This window comes from Chthoniobacter flavus Ellin428 (genome assembly GCF_000173075.1).
GTDB lineage: Bacteria > Verrucomicrobiota > Verrucomicrobiia > Chthoniobacterales > Chthoniobacteraceae > Chthoniobacter > Chthoniobacter flavus.
Genome location: NZ_ABVL01000006.1, coordinates 240,240 through 257,980, shown reverse-complemented (window position 1 = coordinate 257,980; position 17,741 = coordinate 240,240). Strand labels below are relative to the sequence as shown.

The 17,741-nt window shown below is 63.1% G+C and carries 13 protein-coding genes; 10 read left to right on the top strand and 3 right to left on the bottom strand.

The features are described 5' to 3' along the window. Positions 1–105: 105 nt before the first annotated feature. Complete coding sequence (locus CFE428DRAFT_RS12550) at positions 106–1,941, bottom strand: tetratricopeptide repeat protein (RefSeq protein ID WP_157447494.1); 1,836 nt, start codon at positions 1,939–1,941, stop codon at positions 106–108. Between the two features lie 10 nt (positions 1,942–1,951). Between CFE428DRAFT_RS12550 and CFE428DRAFT_RS12545 the strand changes: the two genes are divergently transcribed. Beyond that, positions 1,952–2,728 (top strand): L,D-transpeptidase family protein, encoded by a 777-nt coding sequence (locus tag CFE428DRAFT_RS12545; RefSeq protein WP_157447493.1) that lies wholly within the window; start codon positions 1,952–1,954, stop codon positions 2,726–2,728. Here CFE428DRAFT_RS12545 and CFE428DRAFT_RS12540 read toward each other — a convergent pair. Next, a complete protein-coding gene (locus tag CFE428DRAFT_RS12540; RefSeq protein ID WP_006979916.1) occupies positions 2,725–4,308 on the bottom strand; it encodes a hybrid sensor histidine kinase/response regulator in 1,584 nt (527 codons plus the stop codon). The two genes, CFE428DRAFT_RS12545 and CFE428DRAFT_RS12540, sit on opposite strands and share 4 nt — an antisense overlap. Positions 4,309–4,502: 194 nt before the next feature. On the opposite strand from CFE428DRAFT_RS12540, the gene CFE428DRAFT_RS12535 reads away from it, so the two are divergent. The 9 genes from CFE428DRAFT_RS12535 to CFE428DRAFT_RS12495 all read left to right on the top strand — a co-directional run bounded on the left by CFE428DRAFT_RS12535 (position 4,503) and on the right by CFE428DRAFT_RS12495 (position 14,684). Further along, on the top strand, positions 4,503–4,682 hold the full coding sequence (locus CFE428DRAFT_RS12535) for a Sec-independent protein translocase subunit TatA/TatB (RefSeq protein WP_006979915.1): 180 nt from the start codon (positions 4,503–4,505) through the stop codon (positions 4,680–4,682). A 52-nt stretch (positions 4,683–4,734) separates the two neighbouring features. Beyond that, the gene (tatA, locus tag CFE428DRAFT_RS41040; protein ID WP_006979914.1) at positions 4,735–5,025 is read left to right on the top strand and encodes a Sec-independent protein translocase subunit TatA/TatB; all 291 of its coding nucleotides are present in this window, start codon (positions 4,735–4,737) and stop codon (positions 5,023–5,025) included. Positions 5,026–5,095: 70 nt separating this feature from the next. Further along, positions 5,096–6,007 carry an endonuclease/exonuclease/phosphatase family protein gene (locus tag CFE428DRAFT_RS12525; RefSeq protein WP_006979913.1) on the top strand — a complete coding sequence of 304 codons (912 nt, stop codon included), beginning with the start codon at positions 5,096–5,098 and terminating at the stop codon, positions 6,005–6,007. Between the two features lie 230 nt (positions 6,008–6,237). Then, positions 6,238–8,601, top strand: coding sequence for an autotransporter-associated beta strand repeat-containing protein (locus CFE428DRAFT_RS40430; RefSeq protein ID WP_006979912.1), 2,364 nt, complete (start codon positions 6,238–6,240; stop codon positions 8,599–8,601). A gap of 337 nt (positions 8,602–8,938) precedes the next feature. Continuing rightward, positions 8,939–10,252, top strand: a complete 1,314-nt coding sequence (locus tag CFE428DRAFT_RS12515) for a phenylacetate--CoA ligase family protein (RefSeq protein ID WP_006979911.1) — start codon at positions 8,939–8,941, stop codon at positions 10,250–10,252. A gap of 33 nt (positions 10,253–10,285) precedes the next feature. Beyond that, a complete protein-coding gene (locus tag CFE428DRAFT_RS12510; RefSeq protein ID WP_006979910.1) occupies positions 10,286–10,933 on the top strand; it encodes a class I SAM-dependent methyltransferase in 648 nt (215 codons plus the stop codon). A gap of 30 nt (positions 10,934–10,963) precedes the next feature. Beyond that, a complete protein-coding gene (locus tag CFE428DRAFT_RS12505; protein WP_006979909.1) occupies positions 10,964–11,830 on the top strand; it encodes an ABC transporter substrate-binding protein in 867 nt (288 codons plus the stop codon). Next, positions 11,827–12,978, top strand: coding sequence for a GNAT family protein (locus tag CFE428DRAFT_RS37260; RefSeq protein WP_006979908.1), 1,152 nt, complete (start codon positions 11,827–11,829; stop codon positions 12,976–12,978). Before CFE428DRAFT_RS12505 ends, CFE428DRAFT_RS37260 begins: the two co-directional genes overlap by 4 nt. 269 nt (positions 12,979–13,247) lie before the next feature. Further along, entirely contained in the window at positions 13,248–14,684 is a 1,437-nt protein-coding gene (locus CFE428DRAFT_RS12495) for a coproporphyrinogen-III oxidase family protein (protein ID WP_006979906.1), read from the top strand. Positions 14,685–14,880: 196 nt separating this feature from the next. On the opposite strand, the gene CFE428DRAFT_RS12490 is transcribed toward CFE428DRAFT_RS12495, so the two are convergent. Continuing rightward, positions 14,881–17,505, bottom strand: coding sequence for an autotransporter family protein (locus CFE428DRAFT_RS12490; protein ID WP_006979905.1), 2,625 nt, complete (start codon positions 17,503–17,505; stop codon positions 14,881–14,883). Positions 17,506–17,741: the final 236 nt, after the last annotated feature.

Sequence of the window (17,741 nt, the reverse complement as noted above, 5' to 3'; positions counted from 1 at the left end):
AAGGCAGAACATCCAACATCCAACACCCAACGTCCAACATCCAATGTGGTCTTCCGCCACGCGCTAGCGCCATTGGGCGTTGGATGTCGGGTGTTCTTGATCAGGTTACTTCGGCACCGCAGCGAGGCGCTGCAATTCCGTCCGGGAGATTTTGTCACGGACATCGCGCGTCGCCGCTTCACGCCATGCTTCGATGGCGAGAGGGATTTGATGTTGCTCCTCCAAAACGGTGGCGAGCATACGCCAGGTCTCTGCGCGGAAAGGATGCTGCTGAAGGAAATCGTGCAGTTCGTGCAACGTCGCCTGCTGCTGTCCCGGTTGCCCGTGCAGATACTCGAGGTAGCGTTTGCGAATGCTCCAATTCTCCGGTGCGGCGGCGACGGCCTGGCGCAGCAAATCACCGGGGTCGCGTCCCGAGGCCGCGCTCTCAAGCGAAGCGCGCAGATTGAGGCAATCGGCCACCAGGAACGGCGACTTTTCCGCGTGCTCGACCGCTTGACGCGCTCCGTCGAAATCGTGCGCACGCAACAGAATGCTCGCGTAACCGAGCCAGATGATGGGCTGATCCGGCGTCCGGCGCAGCGCCTCGCGATAAAGGCCGAGCGCCGCTTCCTGATGCCCGGCGCCGAACTCCACGTTGCCGAGATTCATGAGCATGCGCGCGGACTCGCCGCCCGCGGCCATCGTGCTGGTGATGAAGGTGCGCTGGTCGCGCCAGTCCGCTTGCCGGGTAAAGCCGACGTAAAAGAGCAGGCCAACCCACGCTGCGGCAATCCCGGCCAGGACACATCGGAGCAGTCGCGGAGTCGTCAGCCGCTCCCAATGCGCGCGCACCATGAGCGCCACGGCTAGAAACAGGAAAGCGCTGGGCACATAGAGCCAGTGCTCGGCAATCGTCGCATTCAGCGGGAAGACATTGCTGATCGGCAGATACGCGATGACGAACGCCGCCAGACACAGCGCCGCGGTGGGTTCGCGGCGAAAACAATGCCGCATCCACAGGACAAACCCGATGAGCAGAAGCACACCGGCGAGAGTCTGATATTCGAGCGCGTGGGCGTGGCGCAAAGTGGCTTCCGGATTGCCGAGCGGATGCGTCGTGACGTCGCGCTCCATGTGCAAATCGGTGGGCCAAACCAACAGCCCGGTGTAGCCGGCAAAGGCGCGCGCCGCGAGGATGGGGCGAATGGCTGCCGGTGTCGGCGCGGCCTTCGGTGGAGGAACTTTTTCCGCGGTAAAACGCAACCCGCTGTACGCGCCGACGATCACCACCGCGATGCCCGCCCAGGGGAGCAGCAACCGCCGTGTCTCCTTGCGCCACGCGAGAATCAGCAACCAGAGCGGCAGGAAAATCATCCCACTTTCTTTCGAAAGCGTGGCAAGAAACAAGCACAACGCCGCGCCCAGCTTCCACAGCCCTGCGCGCCTTTGCGCCTGGATACTCGCCAATCCGAGCGCGACACCGGTGAAACCGAAAAGCGCGGCCAGCGGGTCCGCCCGCCCGGCCACATACGTGACCGCCGAAGTGGCCAGCGGATGAATCGCCCAGATCACGGCCACGACGCAGGCGATCCCCTGTCGCACCCGCGCTTCGATTTGGGCCAACAGCCCATTCGCCGCGAAGAACAGCGCGACTGCCGCCCCCGCGTGGGCGAGGATACTCGTGAGGTGCCAGCCCCAAGGCTGATCGAACCCGTAGACCTGGTAGTCAAAGACGAAACTCAGCCGCTGGAGCGGCCGGTAAAAATTCGACGCCGTGGCATCGAGAAAGAGAAAATGCTGGAAGCCTTCCGGGATCAGCCGCCAGCTCCGGATCAGCGGATCGCGCAGGACAAGCGCGGTGTCGTCCCAGACAAAACCGTTGCGCAGAGCCGGCCAGTAAACGAGAAGAGTCGCCGCAATGATCAGCAATACGGCTCCGGTTCGCGTTAAATTTTTCAAGCAAGCGATGATGAGAAACAGATTTCACGCCAGCAAGCGCGCGTTTGGTTGGTTCTTCGCCTTTATCCTGTTCGTCGGATCGGCTTTCGCCGGCGGACTCGATAGCTCGGTGCAGCAAATGATCGTCAGCATCGCGCCGGATTGGAACGCCTCGACCGGGAAGCTGCAGTTTTTCGAAAGGACCAACGGGGAGTGGAAAGCGGCCGGTCCGGCCATCCCCGTTCTTTACGGGAAGAATGGCCTGGTGTGGGGACGCGGCGTCTTCGGCACGGATGAACCCGGCACGCACAAGCAGGAGCACGACGGTCGTGCGCCCGCGGGCGTGTTCAAGATCGGCACGATTTACACCTACGACTCCGCGCTGCCTTCCGGCGCGAAGTACCCATTCCACACCGTCGGCGCCGGCGATGCCTGGATCGATGACGTCAACTCGCCGGACTACAACAAGCACGTGACCGTGGACCCGGCGAATCCACCTCCGTGGTTCGAGAAGGAAAAGATGCGGCACGGCGATTTCGCCTATCACTGGCTGGTGGAGATTCGTCACAACTCCGATCCGCCGGTGGCCAACGGCGGCAGCGCGATCTTCTTCCACATTCGCCGCGGCCCGGCGCGAAAAACCGCCGGTTGCACGACCATGGCGGAAGACGATCTCGTCAAACTCATCCGCTGGCTGCGCGCCGACAAACACCCGCACTACGCTCTGCTCCCCCGCTCCGAATACGAAGCGAAATGGAAAGCCTGGGGCCTGCCGAGTCCGCAGGAAGCCTCCGCGGTGATGCCCTAACGGCCCGCTTCTTCCGCAACCGGCAGTGACGTCAGCAAGCGGTCCAGGTCCGCGATATTGATGGGTTTGGTCAGGTGCGCGACAAAACCGGCCGCCAGCGTGCGCCGGATATCCTCCTCCATGCCAAAGCCGGTCATCGCGATGCTCACCGGCTTTCGACCCGTGTTCGCGAAGACAGTCAGCAATTCCGTCCCTTCTCCATCGGGCAGGCCGAGATCGCTGATCATCACGTCGAACTCTCCCGACGCCGCCAGGGCTCGGGCCGCCCGGATGGTTCCCGCGGGCGAGACTTGATGGCCCCGGCGCACGAGCAAGCGCGACAGGGTTTCGCGCGTATCTTCGTGATCTTCCACCAACAGAATGCGCCGCGAGGTCTGCTGTCCCGGCGTTCCTCCACCCACACTTCCCGCACCGGCGGCGGGCCGCGGAGGAGACTGTTTTGCCAGTGGAAATTCGAAACGAAAGGTGGCGCCCAGACCGCGACCCGCGCTTTCGGCGACGATGCGTCCGCCGTGCTGCTCGACCAAGGCGCGGGTAATCGCCAGGCCCAGGCCCAGACCGCCGAAGGCGTTCCCCTCCCGACCCTGCTGGAAAGCATCGAAAATCTTCGGCAAATCCGCCGCGGCAATACCGATGCCCGTATCGGAAATCTCCACGCGCAACTGGTTGTCGCGATTGGCCGTCCGCACAATCACGTCGCCGCCGGCGAGAGAAAATTTCACCGCGTTGCGGAGCACGTTCCAGAAGACCTGCTGGAGTCGCACGTGATCCGCCTCCACCCAGTGTTCGGCGGCATCCAGCGCGAGGGTCAGCCGCAGACCATGCGCCTCGATTTCCGGCTGCACGAAGCCCACGCAGGCGCGGAGCAGTTCGTGGACGTTGAGCGCCTGCCGCTCCAGTCGCAGCTTGCCCCGGGTAATGCGCGTGAGGTCGAGTAGGTCATCGATGAGCCGTGCCTCCAGTTCGATGTTGCGGCGGATCGCCGCGAAATCCGCCCGCACCGACGCTGGCAGATCCGGGTTCCGCTCGGCCTCCACGGCCATGAGGAGCACGGGATTCAGCGGAGTGCGCAGTTCGTGGCTGAGCGCCGCGAGGAAATCGTCCTTCGCCCGCGAAGCGGCTTCGGCGGCGGCCTTGGCGGCGGCCAGTTGTTGCTCCGCCTCCTTCCGTTCCGTGATGTCACGGGTCGTCCCGGCAACGGCTTCGACATTGCCATCAGCGCCGATCACCGGGACAAAAATATAGTCGTAGAAGCGCCGCCCAGCCGTCCCGGTGAATGGCACCTCGCCGCGCACAGCCTGCTTGGTCGCCACGGCCTGCTCAATCTCGCGGTCGTGCATCTCGGCGTGCCAGGGTTCGTAACCCAGCTCGAGGCAATTGTGCCCAATCGCCTCGTCCCAAGTCTTTCCCCACATCGCGAGCAATGCTTTGTTCGCGTAAATGAACCGGTGATCGAGGTCGAAAATGTAAACCAGGTCCGGCGTGCTGGAGAGCACCGCCTCGTAGAGCCGCGTCCGTCGGTGGCTCATCTCCAATGCTTCCTCGGCACGCTGGAGAAGAGTGGAGGAGGAATTGGGCATACGTAGATTACTGGCAACTCATCGGATGAGCCAGTGGTGTGGACGCATGTTTGAACAAAATTACCGCGCACGCAAAGACGATTGCATGGCTAAAAAGAGCGGCCCGCACCCCTGGCGTCCCTCTGTATTCCACATTTCTCCGCTAACAAAGCCGCTTTCCGTCGGATACTGAGAAAACCAGAAACTCCCCACTTATGACTCTCGCCTCTCTTTTCAATCTCGCCGGACCCGATCTCATGATCATCCTGATCATCGCCCTTTTTCTTTTCGGCGGCAAAAACCTGCCCGGCCTCGCCCGGGGCATCGGTGAAGCCGTGCGGGAATTCACCAAAGCCAAGGATGAGACCCCGCTTCCTCCCGGCAAGCCAGAATGACCCATTGCAACTTGCCGCAAGCCGGTGTAGTTGAAGCAGAACCCCATTTACTATGAATATCGCCAGCCTTTTCAATCTAGCAGGGCCGGATCTCATCATCATCCTGCTTATCGTCCTGCTTCTTTTCGGTGCGAAGAAGCTCCCTGAGCTCGCCCGCGGCATGGGGCAGGCCGTCCGTGAGTTTAGCAAGGCCAAGGATGAATTTGAGCGCGAAGTCACCCGCCCGCCGGAGTCCGCTCCCGCGCCCGCCCCGAAGCTGGATCACCCGCCGACCGAAGTCGCTCAGCACACGCAAGCTGAAAATGGCGATCACACGCAGGAGACTCCGCAAACGCACGCCTAAGCTCAGGACCGCGTAAATCCTTTCGATTAGGGCTCGCCTTCACCGGGCGAGCCCTTTTCCATTTCCGGGAATGAGATTCCCGAGGCTGTTTGCGCTTTTGCTCGCCGTTCGGCTGCCGCTGGCGGCGCTTGGGGCGGACCAACCGCCATCAGTGGTGATCGCCACCTACAACGTGGAGAACTATCTCGGCGAGGAATCCGTGGCCGCCGACACCGGCCCACGTAAAGCGAAGCTCAAGTCGGAAAAGGAGATCGATGCGGTCGTTCGGGTAGTCAAGGACATCAATCCGGACATCCTTGGCATCTGCGAGATGGGCGAACCCGAACGGTTCGAGGATTTCAAGAAACGCCTCGCCGACGCCGGCCTGCACTACACCGATTTCGAATACGTGCAGGCGCTGGATAACCAGCGGCACCTCGCCTTGGTGAGCCGCTATCCCATCGTCGCACGGCAATCGCTTTCCAACGTGTCCTATGAACTGGCTGGCCAGCCGGAAAAGGTGCGCCGGGGATTTCTCGATGTAACGATCGAGATCCGGCCTGGTTACCAGGTGCGCTTCGTGAGCGCCCACTTGAAATCCAAGTTGCCGGTGCCCGAAGGCGAGGCGTTGGTCCGACGCAATGAAGCCTCGCTCCTGCGCAAGCACCTCGACGAAATCCTTGTCGCAGATCCGAATGTGCGCCTCGTCTGCTTCGGCGATTTCAACGACCTCAAAAACGAGCCTGCCTACCACGAAGTCGCGGGCGTCCACGGCCCGACCTACATGACCGCACTGCCGGCGAAGGACGAACTCGGAGACACCTGGACGGAATACTGGAAAGCGGCCGATCTCTACTCACGCATCGACTACATTTTCGTCAGCCCCGTCTTGCACCGGGAGATCTCTCCCGGCTCACCGCGCGTGTATCGGTCCGCCTACTGGAACGACGCCAGTGACCACCGCCCGGTCTACGCCACGATCGTCCCGTCTGGACGCAAGTGAGCCGGTCCCCGGCCAACCGCGCCAGCGGGCTTGCAAGGTTCACGGCGAGAATGGCCCCGATGCCGACGCGGATGCCAGGAAAAGCAGCCTTGGCGTTCGCAGCCTTCGGGCGCTGCATGGGCAAATACGCGCCCTTCCGATTCGATCCCACGGCCAACGTCGGGAACCCTAGTACAAGTACCTAGTTTAAGGCCTACGCGGAAAATTCGCCGCCGGTAATCTCGCGGACGATGAATTCGCGCTCCCGTTCTTCTTCGTCGCTCACCATCCGCTCGATCACGCTGTTCGCCGCAGTGGCCCCGGTGTTCGCCTCGCTGCTCCCCATCGCGTTTGCCACCACTTGGGACCCTAATAACAACCCAACCTGGACGAGCGGCTCAGCCACCTTGAGCGTGGACATTATCGGGGGAACCCCCACCCAGACCGGCGGCGACATCTCGTCCCCAGACCTCATCCAATTCGGCGGCGCGAGCTTCGGCGCGCTCTATACGATCGGCGGTGGCACATTCACCGTGGGAGGAATCTGGGTGGGGCGTATCGGCCAGCCTCCCAATCAGTTCGTGCAAAACGCCGGCACCGTCACAGTCAGCCAACTCGAGATCACCGACGGCAACGGCAAATACATCCTCAACGGCGGCACGCTGAACGTGAATCATGTGAGTTTCGATTACCCCGGGGCCGGCATCGCGCCGGGCGGGTCTTTGGTCCTGAACGGCGGCACCCTGGTCACGTCCACCATCGCGTTGAAGTTTGGCAGCGGTTATGTCGGACGTTTCTATTTCAACGGCGGCACGCTCCAAGCCGACCCCGCCATCGCCAGCAGTTCCCTCGGCTGGATCCAGAACGGCTCGGGAGCAAACTCCCTGATCTCCGTCTATGTGGGCCAAAACGGCGGCCAGCTCGATACCAACGGCACCGACCGGATCATCTACACCCCGTTTCTGCACGACCCCGCCGCCACCGGCACCGATGGCGGCATCACCAAGCTCGGCGCCGGAACCCTCACCCTCGCGGGCGACAACACCTACACCGGCCCCACCACCGTCAGCGCCGGCACCCTGCAAATCGGCAACGGCGGCGCGACCGGCTCCATCCTCGGGAACGCGACGAACAACGCCACGCTCATTTTCAATCGGGGCGACGCCTGGACCTACGGCGGCGTCATCTCCGGCACCGGCAATCTGGTGAAGAACGGCGGCGGCACACTCACCCTCGCCGGCTCCAGCACCTTCACCGGCGGCACCACGGTGAACGCCGGAACGCTCAAGCTCACCGCCGGCGGCTCCGTCGGCACGATTCGCGGCGCGCTCACCATCAATCCTGGCACCGTCGTCGAGACCGCCACCACCGACGCCTTCGGTTACGCCACCGGCGCGAAAGTGGACTCCGTCACCATCAATGGCGGCACGCTCAACCACACCGTTGCCGGCGACATCGGTTGGGGCGTCGCCTACACGTTGAGCAACGGCGCGCTCCTGAGCTCGAACGGCGGCGTGAGCGACGCGAGCGCCGCCTCCATGTTCGCCTTCGGCGGCCCGATCGGCGGCAATACTTCCGTCAACGTCACCGCGGGCGTCAACACCATCGCCGGCCACGTGGACCTGCGCGGCGACAGCGACAACCCCAACATCAGCAACACCAACGTCAACTTTACCGTCGCCTCCGGCGCCACGCTCAATGTCACCGCCGGTATTTCCTCGCACGTCCCCTTCGGCACCGTCGGGCCAGTTGGCATCACCAAGCTCGGCGCCGGCTTGATGACCCTCACCGGCACGAATACCTACACCGGCGCCACCATCATCAGCGCCGGCACGTTGCAAATCGGCAACGGCGGCGCGGCCGGCTCCGTCATCGGCAACATCAGCGACAACGCCGCGCTCGTCTTCAACCGGACCGACGCCTTCACCTACTCCGGCATCATCTCCGGCACGGGCTCACTCACCCAAGCCGGCACCGGTGCGCTCACCCTCTCCAACAACCAGACTTACACCGGCCTCACCACCCTCACGAACGGAACCCTGCGCGTGAACGGCGCCCTCGCCTCCACAGCCGTCTCGGTGCAAAGCGGCGCCACCCTCGGCGGCACGGGAACCCTGGCCAGCGTCGCCACCCTGCACATCGGCGGCCATCTCGCCCCCGGCGGCAATTCCTCCAGCGACACCCCCGGCACTCTCACCTTCACCGGCGGTGTTAGTTTCGAGAGCGGAGCGGCCCTCGATCTCCAGCTCGGCACGGCCAGCGACCTCGTCCGCGTGAGCGGCGGCACGCTCACCGGCCCGGCCACCGGCGCCCTGACCTTGAATATCTTCGACTCGGGAGGTTTCGGTCCAGGCACCTATCCCCTCTTCGATTACACCGGCGCCACCCTCGCCAGCTTCGACGCCACGGACTTTTCCCTCGGCACCGTCCCCGCTGGCTTCGACTACGCCTTCGCCACCCAAGGTAACCAGTTGGACCTCATCGTCACCGTCCCCGAACCCGGTGTGGCCGCGCTCCTCACCCTAAGCGTCCTCTGCCTCCCCCTCCATCGCCGGCGGCAGGGATACCAAACCCCGCAAAGACCACTGACCGCCTGCGCCGAAAAAAGGGCGTAGCCCCACGGTGGGCCGGGTGTCGCGATGGAATGAAGTTCGGGGGGTGATTGCGGTTGCGACGCCTTTTCTTCGATGGGATCCAGAGCCATTGCGCATGCCATCCCCCTTAATACCGTCTGGTGATTCCCATTATACTGTACATTGGAACGACGCCAGCGACCATCGGCCGGTCAATGCCACCATCGTCCCTCTCGGCCGAAAGTGACGGCACCGGTCGAATAGGGCTCGCCTTCGCTAATCCAGCCCTCTTCCATTTCCGCGCCGCAGTATGAATCATCGCCAGTTTCTACAGCTCAAGACGTATTCGTCAGCCAGCGCTTTTCCGATTGTTCCGCCTATGGCGGAAAGCCAGATGATGGCCGCGCTCTATCAACTGGAGGAATCCCAGTGGTGGTCTCCGGAACAGCTCCAGGAATCGCAGTTCGATCAACTCCGGCTGCTCTGCGCGCACGCGGAAAAGGAAATCCCCTTTTACCGGCAACGCTTTCAGCAGGCCGGCGTCGGCGATTTTGCGCGTCTGACCCTCGATGACTGGCGGCGTCTGCCGATCCTCTCGCGCAGCGATTTCCAAGGCAGAGAAGAGCTCATCTCGACCCAACACATCCCCGCGCCCTACCAGGTCACGGGCAGCATCGCCACCTCCGGATCCACGGCGCAACCCATCCGCGTCTCGACCACGAACCTCACACAGTTCCTATGGAATGCGTTCACGCTCCGCGAGCACCAGTGGCATTACCTGGACTTTTCCAAAAAGCTCTCATCCATCCGCTATCTCAATCAGCGGGAGGCGGGCTACCCACACGGCATGGCGCTGGGCAATTGGGGTCCGCCCGCGACTCTGCTTTATCACACCGGCCCGTGCAGCATTCTCGACAGCAAATCGACCACCGTCCTGCAGCAGTGGGAATGGCTCACGCGAGAGAAGCCAGCCTATCTCGTCACTTACCCGTCCATCCTCACCGAACTGATCAAGCATTCAGCCCACTCCCACCAGCAGCCACCGGAGTTCAGCGAGATCCGCCTCTTCGGAGAAACGGTGGATGCCGAGTTGCGGGACCTTTGCCGGGAAACCTGGGGCGTTCGGCTGACCGACACCTACTCGGCCAACGAGACCGGCCCGATCGCGAATCAATGCCCGGAAGAGCCGCACTATCACGTGCAGTCGGAAAATCTCTTCGTCGAAATCCTCGACGACCAGAACCGCCCCTGCGCGCCCGGCAAAATCGGCCGCGTGGTCATCACTACTTTGCACAATTTCGCCACGCCGCTCATCCGCTACGCCATCGGTGATTACGCGGAACTCGGGCCGCCCTGTTCCTGCGGGCGCGGGCTGCCGGTCTTGAAGCGCATCCTCGGTCGTGTGCGCAATATCCTCACCTTGCCGAACGGCGAAAAACGCTGGCCGGTCCTCGGCTGGGGCAAGCTCTCGCGCATCGCGCCCATCGTGCAACATCAGCTCATCCAAAAGAGCCTGCAGAAGATCGAGGCGCGTCTGGTCGTGCGGGAAAAAGTGGCCGCCACACAAGAGGAGGAGATCAAACACGTCATTCGAAAATCGCTGGGCGAGGACTTCGAAATCGTCCTTTCCTACCCCGAATCCATCGAGCGCAGCCCGACGGGAAAGTTCGAGGATTTCAAATCTGAAATCTGAATTGCCCGCGACCACCGCCTAAAGACGTCCGCCATGCAGGATTGGATCGCCAAACTTTTCGCCAACAAAGAGCTCCTGCGCATGGGCCATCACCAGCGCCTGGAGGATCAAAATCTTGGCTTTGGCTGGCTTTATTATGCGCTCACGCGTCTTGTGCGGCCGAGTGTTGTGGTCGTGATCGGCTCCTGGCGCGGTTTCAGTCCACTCGTCTTCGGAAAAGGTGTGGCCGATAACCTCGAACCCGGCCGCGTGATCTTCATCGACCCCTCCATGGTCGATGATTTCTGGAAAGACCCCGACGCCGTGCGCGCCCACTTCGCCGGCCACGACGTGGCCAATATCCAGCACTTCCTCATGACCACCCAGCAGTTCGTGGCCTCGGAAGCCTATCGCGAATTGCCCCACGTCGACCTTCTTTTCGTCGACGGCTATCACACCGCCGAGCAGGCCAAATTCGACTACGAAGCCTTCGCCCCCTTGCTCACGGAAAAGAGCCTCGCCCTCTTCCACGACAGTTGCTCCGACCGCGTCTCGAAAATCTACGGCCTCGAAAACGCTTATCGCTACACCGTCCGCGACTTCCTTTCCGAGCTGAAGCGCGACCCGCAACTGCAGGTTTTCGACCTCCCGTTTGCCGAAGGCGTCACCCTCGTGCGCCGGGCCGAAACCACTCGACTTTAAAATCCCTTTCCTCTTCAACCGGTATCACAAATGGAAACCATCCAATTCTCCTTGCTCCGTGGGATTTGCCAGCTTCCCGGATACATCGCCCACGCCAAAGGATTCTTCGGCGAGCAAGGGTTGGAAGTGAATGTCAATGTCGCCCCCACTGCCTGGATGGTCCCCGAGCGGCTCCTCAACGGCGAAGTGCATTTCGCCGTCATGCCCTGGACCCGCGTGGCCGCCGCTCGCGCCCACGGTGAGCCGCTGGTCACCATCTGCGGCTCCGGCCACGAAGAAGCCGCCATCGTCGTCCGCGCCGGCCTGCGCGACGACGAAGTCCGCAAAGTCGCCATCCCGCAGCGTGGCGGCATCAAGGATCTCACCGCCATGGGCATGCTGAACAGCCTCGGCTGGGATGGCGTGGAACTCGTGCGCATGCCTTCCGGCGACGGCGCCATCCTCGCCCTCGTCGGCCAGGGCGCCGACGCCGCCTCCATGGTCGAGCCCTACGCCACCATGCTTTCCGACCTCGGCATCGGCCGCATCGTCCGCCGCACCGGCGACCTCTGGCCCGGCGCGCCCGGCTGCTCGCTCACCACCACCGCCAGCATCATCGAGGAACGCCCCGACCTCGTCCGCCACGTCGTCGCCGCCTTCGTCCAGGGCGCGCAATTCGTCGAAGCGCAACCCGACGAATCCGCCGCCATCGCCGCCGGCTACATCGGCGTCGGCGAAAAATTCATTCGCAACGCGCTCCGGGTCAACAAGCCCAACCTCCACGCGCTCGAAAATTCCGAGGCCATCCAGAGCGTCCTCAATTTGATGACCCGCATGCGCTATATCGAGAGCGCGCCGCGCGAACGCTTTTACGAAGGCAGTTTTCTCAAGGAAGCCGTCGCCGGCATTCCTGCATGAGCGCCCCCACGCTCATCTGCTGCGCGTTTCCGTTTGGCTACGGGCCGGCGGTGAAGCTCCTGCTCATCGCCCGCAGGCTGCGCGCCGCGGGAATGCGCACCGTCTTCCTCGGCCACGGCATCGCCTACGAAATGGCCGCCGCCGATCCCGGCGCCTTCGACGAAGTCGTGGAAGCGCGGGCCAGCGATCCGCAAATCGTTCAACGCATCGCCGCCGCAGACGGCCTCTTCTCGATGATGGACCGCGACTTCGCCAGCCTCGCGCTGGCCGCAGGCAAGCCGGTCTACGTCGCGGATAGCCTCTCCTGGATGCGCCGCGAAATCCCCGAGCCCTTCACCCGCGCCCGCCGCTATTGGGTGCAGAATTTCCTCCCCACCGCACCCATCGCCGGCGCCACGCCTGTCGGTCCCATCGTCGAACCGTTGCCACCGGCACCTCGCGAGCGCACTGGCGGATTGGTCATCAATCTCGGCGGTTGCGAAATGCCCGAGGGCCACACCGCGGAAGACCGCGCCTACAGCGAATTCGTCGTGCGCGGTGTTCTGGGAGGCAGGATCGGCCAGTCCTTCGGTGGACGCATCACCTTATTGGCCGGACGTCACGCCGCCCAGCACTTGCGGAATACATTTCCCAAGCAAGCCATCGAAATCGTGAGCGCGTTCCACGACAGCGCCCTTCGCACACTCGGCAACGCCGGAGGGATCTTAACTTCCCCCGGGCTGACCACCACGCTCGAATGCTTTCAGTTCGGCATCCCCGCCTTCTTCCTCCCGCCGCAAAACTATTCCCAGTGGCGCATCCTCGAGTCGCTGCGAGCCGCCAATTTGGCTACGGGCTCCTTTGCCTGGTATGAAGCCATGGGCAGCATGCCAGACTTCACCACCGTCTCGGAGCAAGACCGCACGACGCTCGTCCGCAACATCATCGCTCAAATCAGCACCAACCCGGTCGCGAATGAGCTCTTTCCCGCTGCACTTCAATGGTGGTGGTCTTCCTCCAACCCCGACGAACTCGCCGCCCGTCAGCACCGCTTCTTCGAATCCCTCGGCGCGAATGGCGTGGAAGCCATCACCCGCAGCCTCATCCGCGCCTTCCATCTCCCACAGCGCGACGCCCAGCCCGCAGCCGTCATCACGGCGGGAGCTTAAAAGATGGAACCGTGCCAACAGAGCAAAACACTGGGAGGGGCGATCTCCCGGTCGCCCTGCGTCGCGGAGCGACGCCCCAAAAGCGTGGCGCTACGCGCATGGAGTACGGTCAGCGACTGGGAAGTCGCCGCTCCCAGTGGACGCTTCGCGTGGGCTCCCGCCGACACCCGAAAAGCACACGCTCCTCTCCTCCCCGCCGAGGACGGCGCGGCGCGCCATCCCTACCTGCAAAACGCACCCCTCCACAAATCCCCACTCACCCCCACGCCTTGACCGCCACCCTCCCATCCATCCCCGGCCTGCCCGCTGAATCGAGGATCAAGGAAATCTTCGAGGCCCTCGGCTATTTCAATTACCTCACCTTCGCCCCGCCGAACATCTACCCCATGTCCGCGCCGGCGTTTCAGAAAGCCGAGCACGCCCCCCGCCCCGCCTACGCCGAAGTCGGCGGCCCCATCGGCATCTACGCCCACATCCCGTTTTGCAATTACGCCTGCAGCTTCTGCTTCTACGCCAAGCGCATCGGCGAAACCCGCGAAACTATGGCCCGCTACGTCGATGCCCTGGAAAAGGAACTCGCCTGGATCCCGCCCGGCACCCCGCTCACCCAGCTCTTCGTCGGCGGCGGCACTCCCACCGCCCTGCCCCCCGAACTCCTCGACCGCACCCTCACCGCCATCTTTCGTCACGTCGTCCGCGGCCCCATCACCCACACCGTCGAATGCTCGCCCGATTCCCTGACCGACGCCCACATCGACGTCCTCCTCCGGCACCAGATCGGCCGGGTCAGCATGGGCATCCAGTCCACCCACGATGAAGTGCTCGACCACATCCGCCGCAAGCACGCCGGCGAAGTCGCCCTCGCCACCTGCGCGAAACTGGTAAGCTGCGGACTCATGGTCAACGTCGACCTCATCTACGGCCTCCCCGGGCAAACCGAGGAGCACTTCCGGCGCGACCTCCAGCTCGTCTCGGCCAGCGGCGCCCACTCCATCACCGCCTACAACCTGCGGGTCAACGAGCGCACCCCCGTGGCGCAAAAGCTCGGCGAAGACGAACGCCTCGGCCCGCACCGGCTCATCCGCTGGCGGGCCTTCGTCCGCCACACCGCCACCGAGCTCGGTTACCGGCAAACCCGCGGCCACACCTTCATCCGCAGCACCGGCACCGACCCCGGCAGCCAGCGCGCCGCCACCTTCCGGGACCTGACCAGCCACGGCCAGCAATTCAGCGTCGGCCTCAGCTCCCGCTCCCGGCTCAACGGCACCATCTACCGCAACCATGCCGATCTCGCCGCCTACCTCGAGAGCATTGAATCCAGCCGCAGCCCCGTGCACGAAATCTTTCCCCTCGACGCCAGCGGCAGCCGCCTGCGCTACATCGCCCTTACCCTCGGCGAAGGCGAACCCCTCGATCGCGCCGATTACCACCGCACCTTCGGTAGCTCCTTCGACGAAGACTTCTCCGAACCCCTCCGCCTGACCCGCGACGCCGGCCTCATCGCCGACCACCCCTCCCCCGGCACCCCTGTCACCGCCAAGAGCCCCGACACCGCCACTCTCTCCCTCACCAGCGAAGGCAAACTCGTCTACGACAAAGTCCTCCTCGCCTTCTACCCCACCGAGGTAAAGCAATGGCTCCGCGACCGCGAACAGTCCGCCGTCGCCCGGGGACGACTGCAGCCCGTCCCCGCCGGGCAGAGCTAATCACATCTTGGAGGGCTGCGCTCCGTCGCGGCCCTGATCCGCTTGGGGCTTCGACAGAGCAGAGCTACATGATGAAAGCATCTCGGACGTCGATTAACAGAAGCCATGAAATCAAAAACGCCCCGCAACGGGTTATTGCGAGGCGTTTGGAGATTCGTGAACTTTCGGACCGCCGGGGGGGCGTCCTTCCGTGGCTTTAGAAGGCCAACCGGACGCCGCCTGTGACGCTGTGGGAGTCGTAGCGGGTGCGACCGAGTTCGCCGTCGTAGTAGAAGTAGGTGGACAGGCGGTCGCTCAGTTGGATGGCGAAGCCGGCGCCCAACAGGAAGCTGTCGCGGCCGATGCGCGGGCCCCAGACGGTGAAGTTGCCGGCGTTGCCGTCGGCGAAGCTGGAGTTGAGGGCGTAGGCGCTGTCACCGTACTCGTGCTGCCAGGCGGCGCGCAGTTCGGGCTTGATCAGGAGGCCGCCGACTTTCCAGTCGTAGCTGGCTTTCATCCCGAAGGCGGTGCGGATGGATTCCTGGCCTTGGGAGTCGATGCGCAAGGGAGCCAGTGAGCCGGATTCGGTGAAGCTGCCGACGCCGACGTAGGTGTAGTTGAAGCTGGCGGTAGGGCCGAAGGTGAAGTTGCCGCGCTTGAAGTCGTAGCCGGCTCCGAAGAGGACATTGAGGTCGCCGCCATCGGTGTCGCCGCGGGCGGTGCCTTCGAGGCCGGAACGGTGCAGGTCGTAGCTGCTGTAGCCGCCGACGACGGCGATATCGGCATACCAGCCGGGATCGACTTCGGCGGGCACGACCACTTGCTTCGATTCCTTGGAGGAATCCTTGGACAGGCCAGTGGACGCGGGCGGGGCGGGCTGGCGGTTTTGGAACATCGTGGCGTAGAGGCCGAGTTTGCCGCCGTTGACGAGGACGCGACCGCCATCGGCCGCATCGACGCTGGTGCCAACGTAGCCGGCCATGATGCCGACGGCGCAGTGTGAGCAGACCTTGTAATCGACGCCGAGGGTGAAGCCGCCAGTAGCGATGTCGTAGCCCCGGGCGTTGAAGTCGTCGCTCACGCCGACCCATTGACCGGTGCCGGTGAGGAAGGCGCCCCAGCGATTTTCGGCGGGTGCGACTTGCTGCACCTCCTTGCTGCTCTTGCCGTCGTCGCCATTGGGACCGGCGGCGCCGGTGCGGAAGCTGATCGGACCGGCGTAGTTGACGCTGAAGCCATTGAGCGCGAGGCCGCCCGCGCTGTAGCCGGTGCCGGAACGCAGCGAGTCGAGGTAGCTCTGCAGGGTGAGCGACTGCACGTTGTCGAACGACGTGCCGATGGTGAAGATGGAGGTGAATTCCTCGGCGGCCAGCTTATCGAAGTCGCCGGACAGGTTGCCGATCGGCTGGGTGGCGAGGAAGTTAATCAGCTTGCTGGCGTTCTTGTCGTTCGTTAGTTGATTGAGGGCGGAGGCCACGGACTGCTGATTCGGCGTGAGGCCGCCGATGCTGGTGAAAGGCGCGACGTAGGTCCTCAGGGTGACGTCGTTGCTGCCGTATTTCACCTTGAAGCGCATCAACGTGCTCTTATCCTGGACCACCTCGCCAAAGGTTCCACTCACGCCGCCTCCTGCGGTCAGGAACTGGAACTTCTCGCCCTTCTTGAGCTTCGGGATGTCGAGGGGCTGGACATACAGCGTACCGCTCAAACTGGCCGCGCCGCCGATGATCAGGTGGTCGAAAGTGTGATGCGTGGCCACCTGGATGAGCAATCCGCCGATCGAGGTTTGCGCATAGTTGCCATTGATCGTCAAGGTGCCGGGCGAGTTCCCGGGGCTGACGAGGCCGTTATTGATCACTGAACCGCCAATGATGCCGTGGCCACCCAGCGTGCTACCGGGATTGACAAAGGTGAACGGGCTGGCAATCACACCATCTACAATGAGGGCGCCCCCATTGATGATCGTGTTGCCGGTATAAGTATTGATGCCGGTCAGCGTGAGCGTGCCCGTGCCGATCTTGGTCAGCGAACCGCCGGTACCGCCGCCTTCGCCACCATCCTGAATGGAGCCGGAGAAGATCGTGCTGCGGTCGTTGCTGCCAACGGCCAGGTTGTTGGAGCCGACGAATACGTTGCCGTTTCCTTCGAGGGAACCGATCATCACGCTGCCCGGGTTGTGATTGCTGATGTCCAGGAAACCGTTGCCGTAGACTTTGATCGCGGCGGTGCCGCCGGTGGAATCATCCAGAAAGTAAATGCCGGCGCCTCCCCCTACGTTGCCCGACAGCGTGCCGCCGTTACCCATGGCGACGATGGTGGCACCGCCGGCGCTGGAAGTATCCCAAAAGTGGACGACCGAACCCTCACCACCGGTGACTGAACCGAGGAGGGTAATGGTGGTGTTCTGCCCGGCCGTAGCGCTGTTGAAAAATTCAATCGTCCCGCCGCCGTCGGAACCGCCACCGACCACGATATTCTGGGTGACCTTGGATTGATTCACGATGCCCGTGTTCCAGAATTGCACGGAACTATCGTTGACGTTGATGGTGTAAGCGTTCGCGCCAGAGTTGAACGTGATTCCGCCGAGTTGGATGAAACTGTCACCCAGGTCAGGATTCGTGATGTTCGACTGATCGAAATGCGCGGTCGTGCCGGAATTGTCGGGAACAATCGCGGGCGACCAGTTGGAACTATTGAACCAGTTATTGTCGCTCGGAGCGGTCAGCCAGGTGATATCGCTGGTTTCGGGCTTGCCGAAAGCATGGCTGCAAAGGAGCAACGCGGCGACGGAGCCAACGAGGGGTTTGATCGGGAGACGGGAACGGAGTTTTTCGGTCGTCATAGTTAACAGCGGTTGTGCACTACGCCGGCGGAGTGTTGGTAAAACACCGGGTAAAAGGCAATCTCATTTCTCCGCGAATCGACGTAAGCACACAGGAGAGGGCATGCTTTGGTGGGAGAGTGAAGGCCGATCGGGCAGGTGCGGCCACGCAGCGTCACCGATGACCATCCCCCAATCTTCCCCCGCAATGCAAGCCAGCCGGGAAAGCGCGAAGGCCCCGCCAAAAAAAACACCGT

What these genes read in the sequence shown, in the direction of transcription:
- CFE428DRAFT_RS12490 (WP_006979905.1), bottom strand. Translation starts at nt 17,505, where the DNA reads ATGACGACCGAAAAACTCCGTTCCCGTCTCCCGATCAAACCCCTCGTT.
- CFE428DRAFT_RS12510 (WP_006979910.1), top strand. Translation starts at nt 10,286, where the DNA reads ATGCAGGATTGGATCGCCAAACTTTTCGCCAACAAAGAGCTCCTGCGC.
- tatA (WP_006979914.1), top strand. Translation starts at nt 4,735, where the DNA reads ATGAATATCGCCAGCCTTTTCAATCTAGCAGGGCCGGATCTCATCATC.
- CFE428DRAFT_RS37260 (WP_006979908.1), top strand. Translation starts at nt 11,827, where the DNA reads ATGAGCGCCCCCACGCTCATCTGCTGCGCGTTTCCGTTTGGCTACGGG.
- CFE428DRAFT_RS12535 (WP_006979915.1), top strand. Translation starts at nt 4,503, where the DNA reads ATGACTCTCGCCTCTCTTTTCAATCTCGCCGGACCCGATCTCATGATC.
- CFE428DRAFT_RS12515 (WP_006979911.1), top strand. Translation starts at nt 8,939, where the DNA reads ATGGCGGAAAGCCAGATGATGGCCGCGCTCTATCAACTGGAGGAATCC.
- CFE428DRAFT_RS12525 (WP_006979913.1), top strand. Translation starts at nt 5,096, where the DNA reads ATGAGATTCCCGAGGCTGTTTGCGCTTTTGCTCGCCGTTCGGCTGCCG.
- CFE428DRAFT_RS12545 (WP_157447493.1), top strand. Translation starts at nt 1,952, where the DNA reads ATGAGAAACAGATTTCACGCCAGCAAGCGCGCGTTTGGTTGGTTCTTC.
- CFE428DRAFT_RS12540 (WP_006979916.1), bottom strand. Translation starts at nt 4,308, where the DNA reads ATGCCCAATTCCTCCTCCACTCTTCTCCAGCGTGCCGAGGAAGCATTG.
- CFE428DRAFT_RS40430 (WP_006979912.1), top strand. Translation starts at nt 6,238, where the DNA reads ATGAATTCGCGCTCCCGTTCTTCTTCGTCGCTCACCATCCGCTCGATC.
- CFE428DRAFT_RS12505 (WP_006979909.1), top strand. Translation starts at nt 10,964, where the DNA reads ATGGAAACCATCCAATTCTCCTTGCTCCGTGGGATTTGCCAGCTTCCC.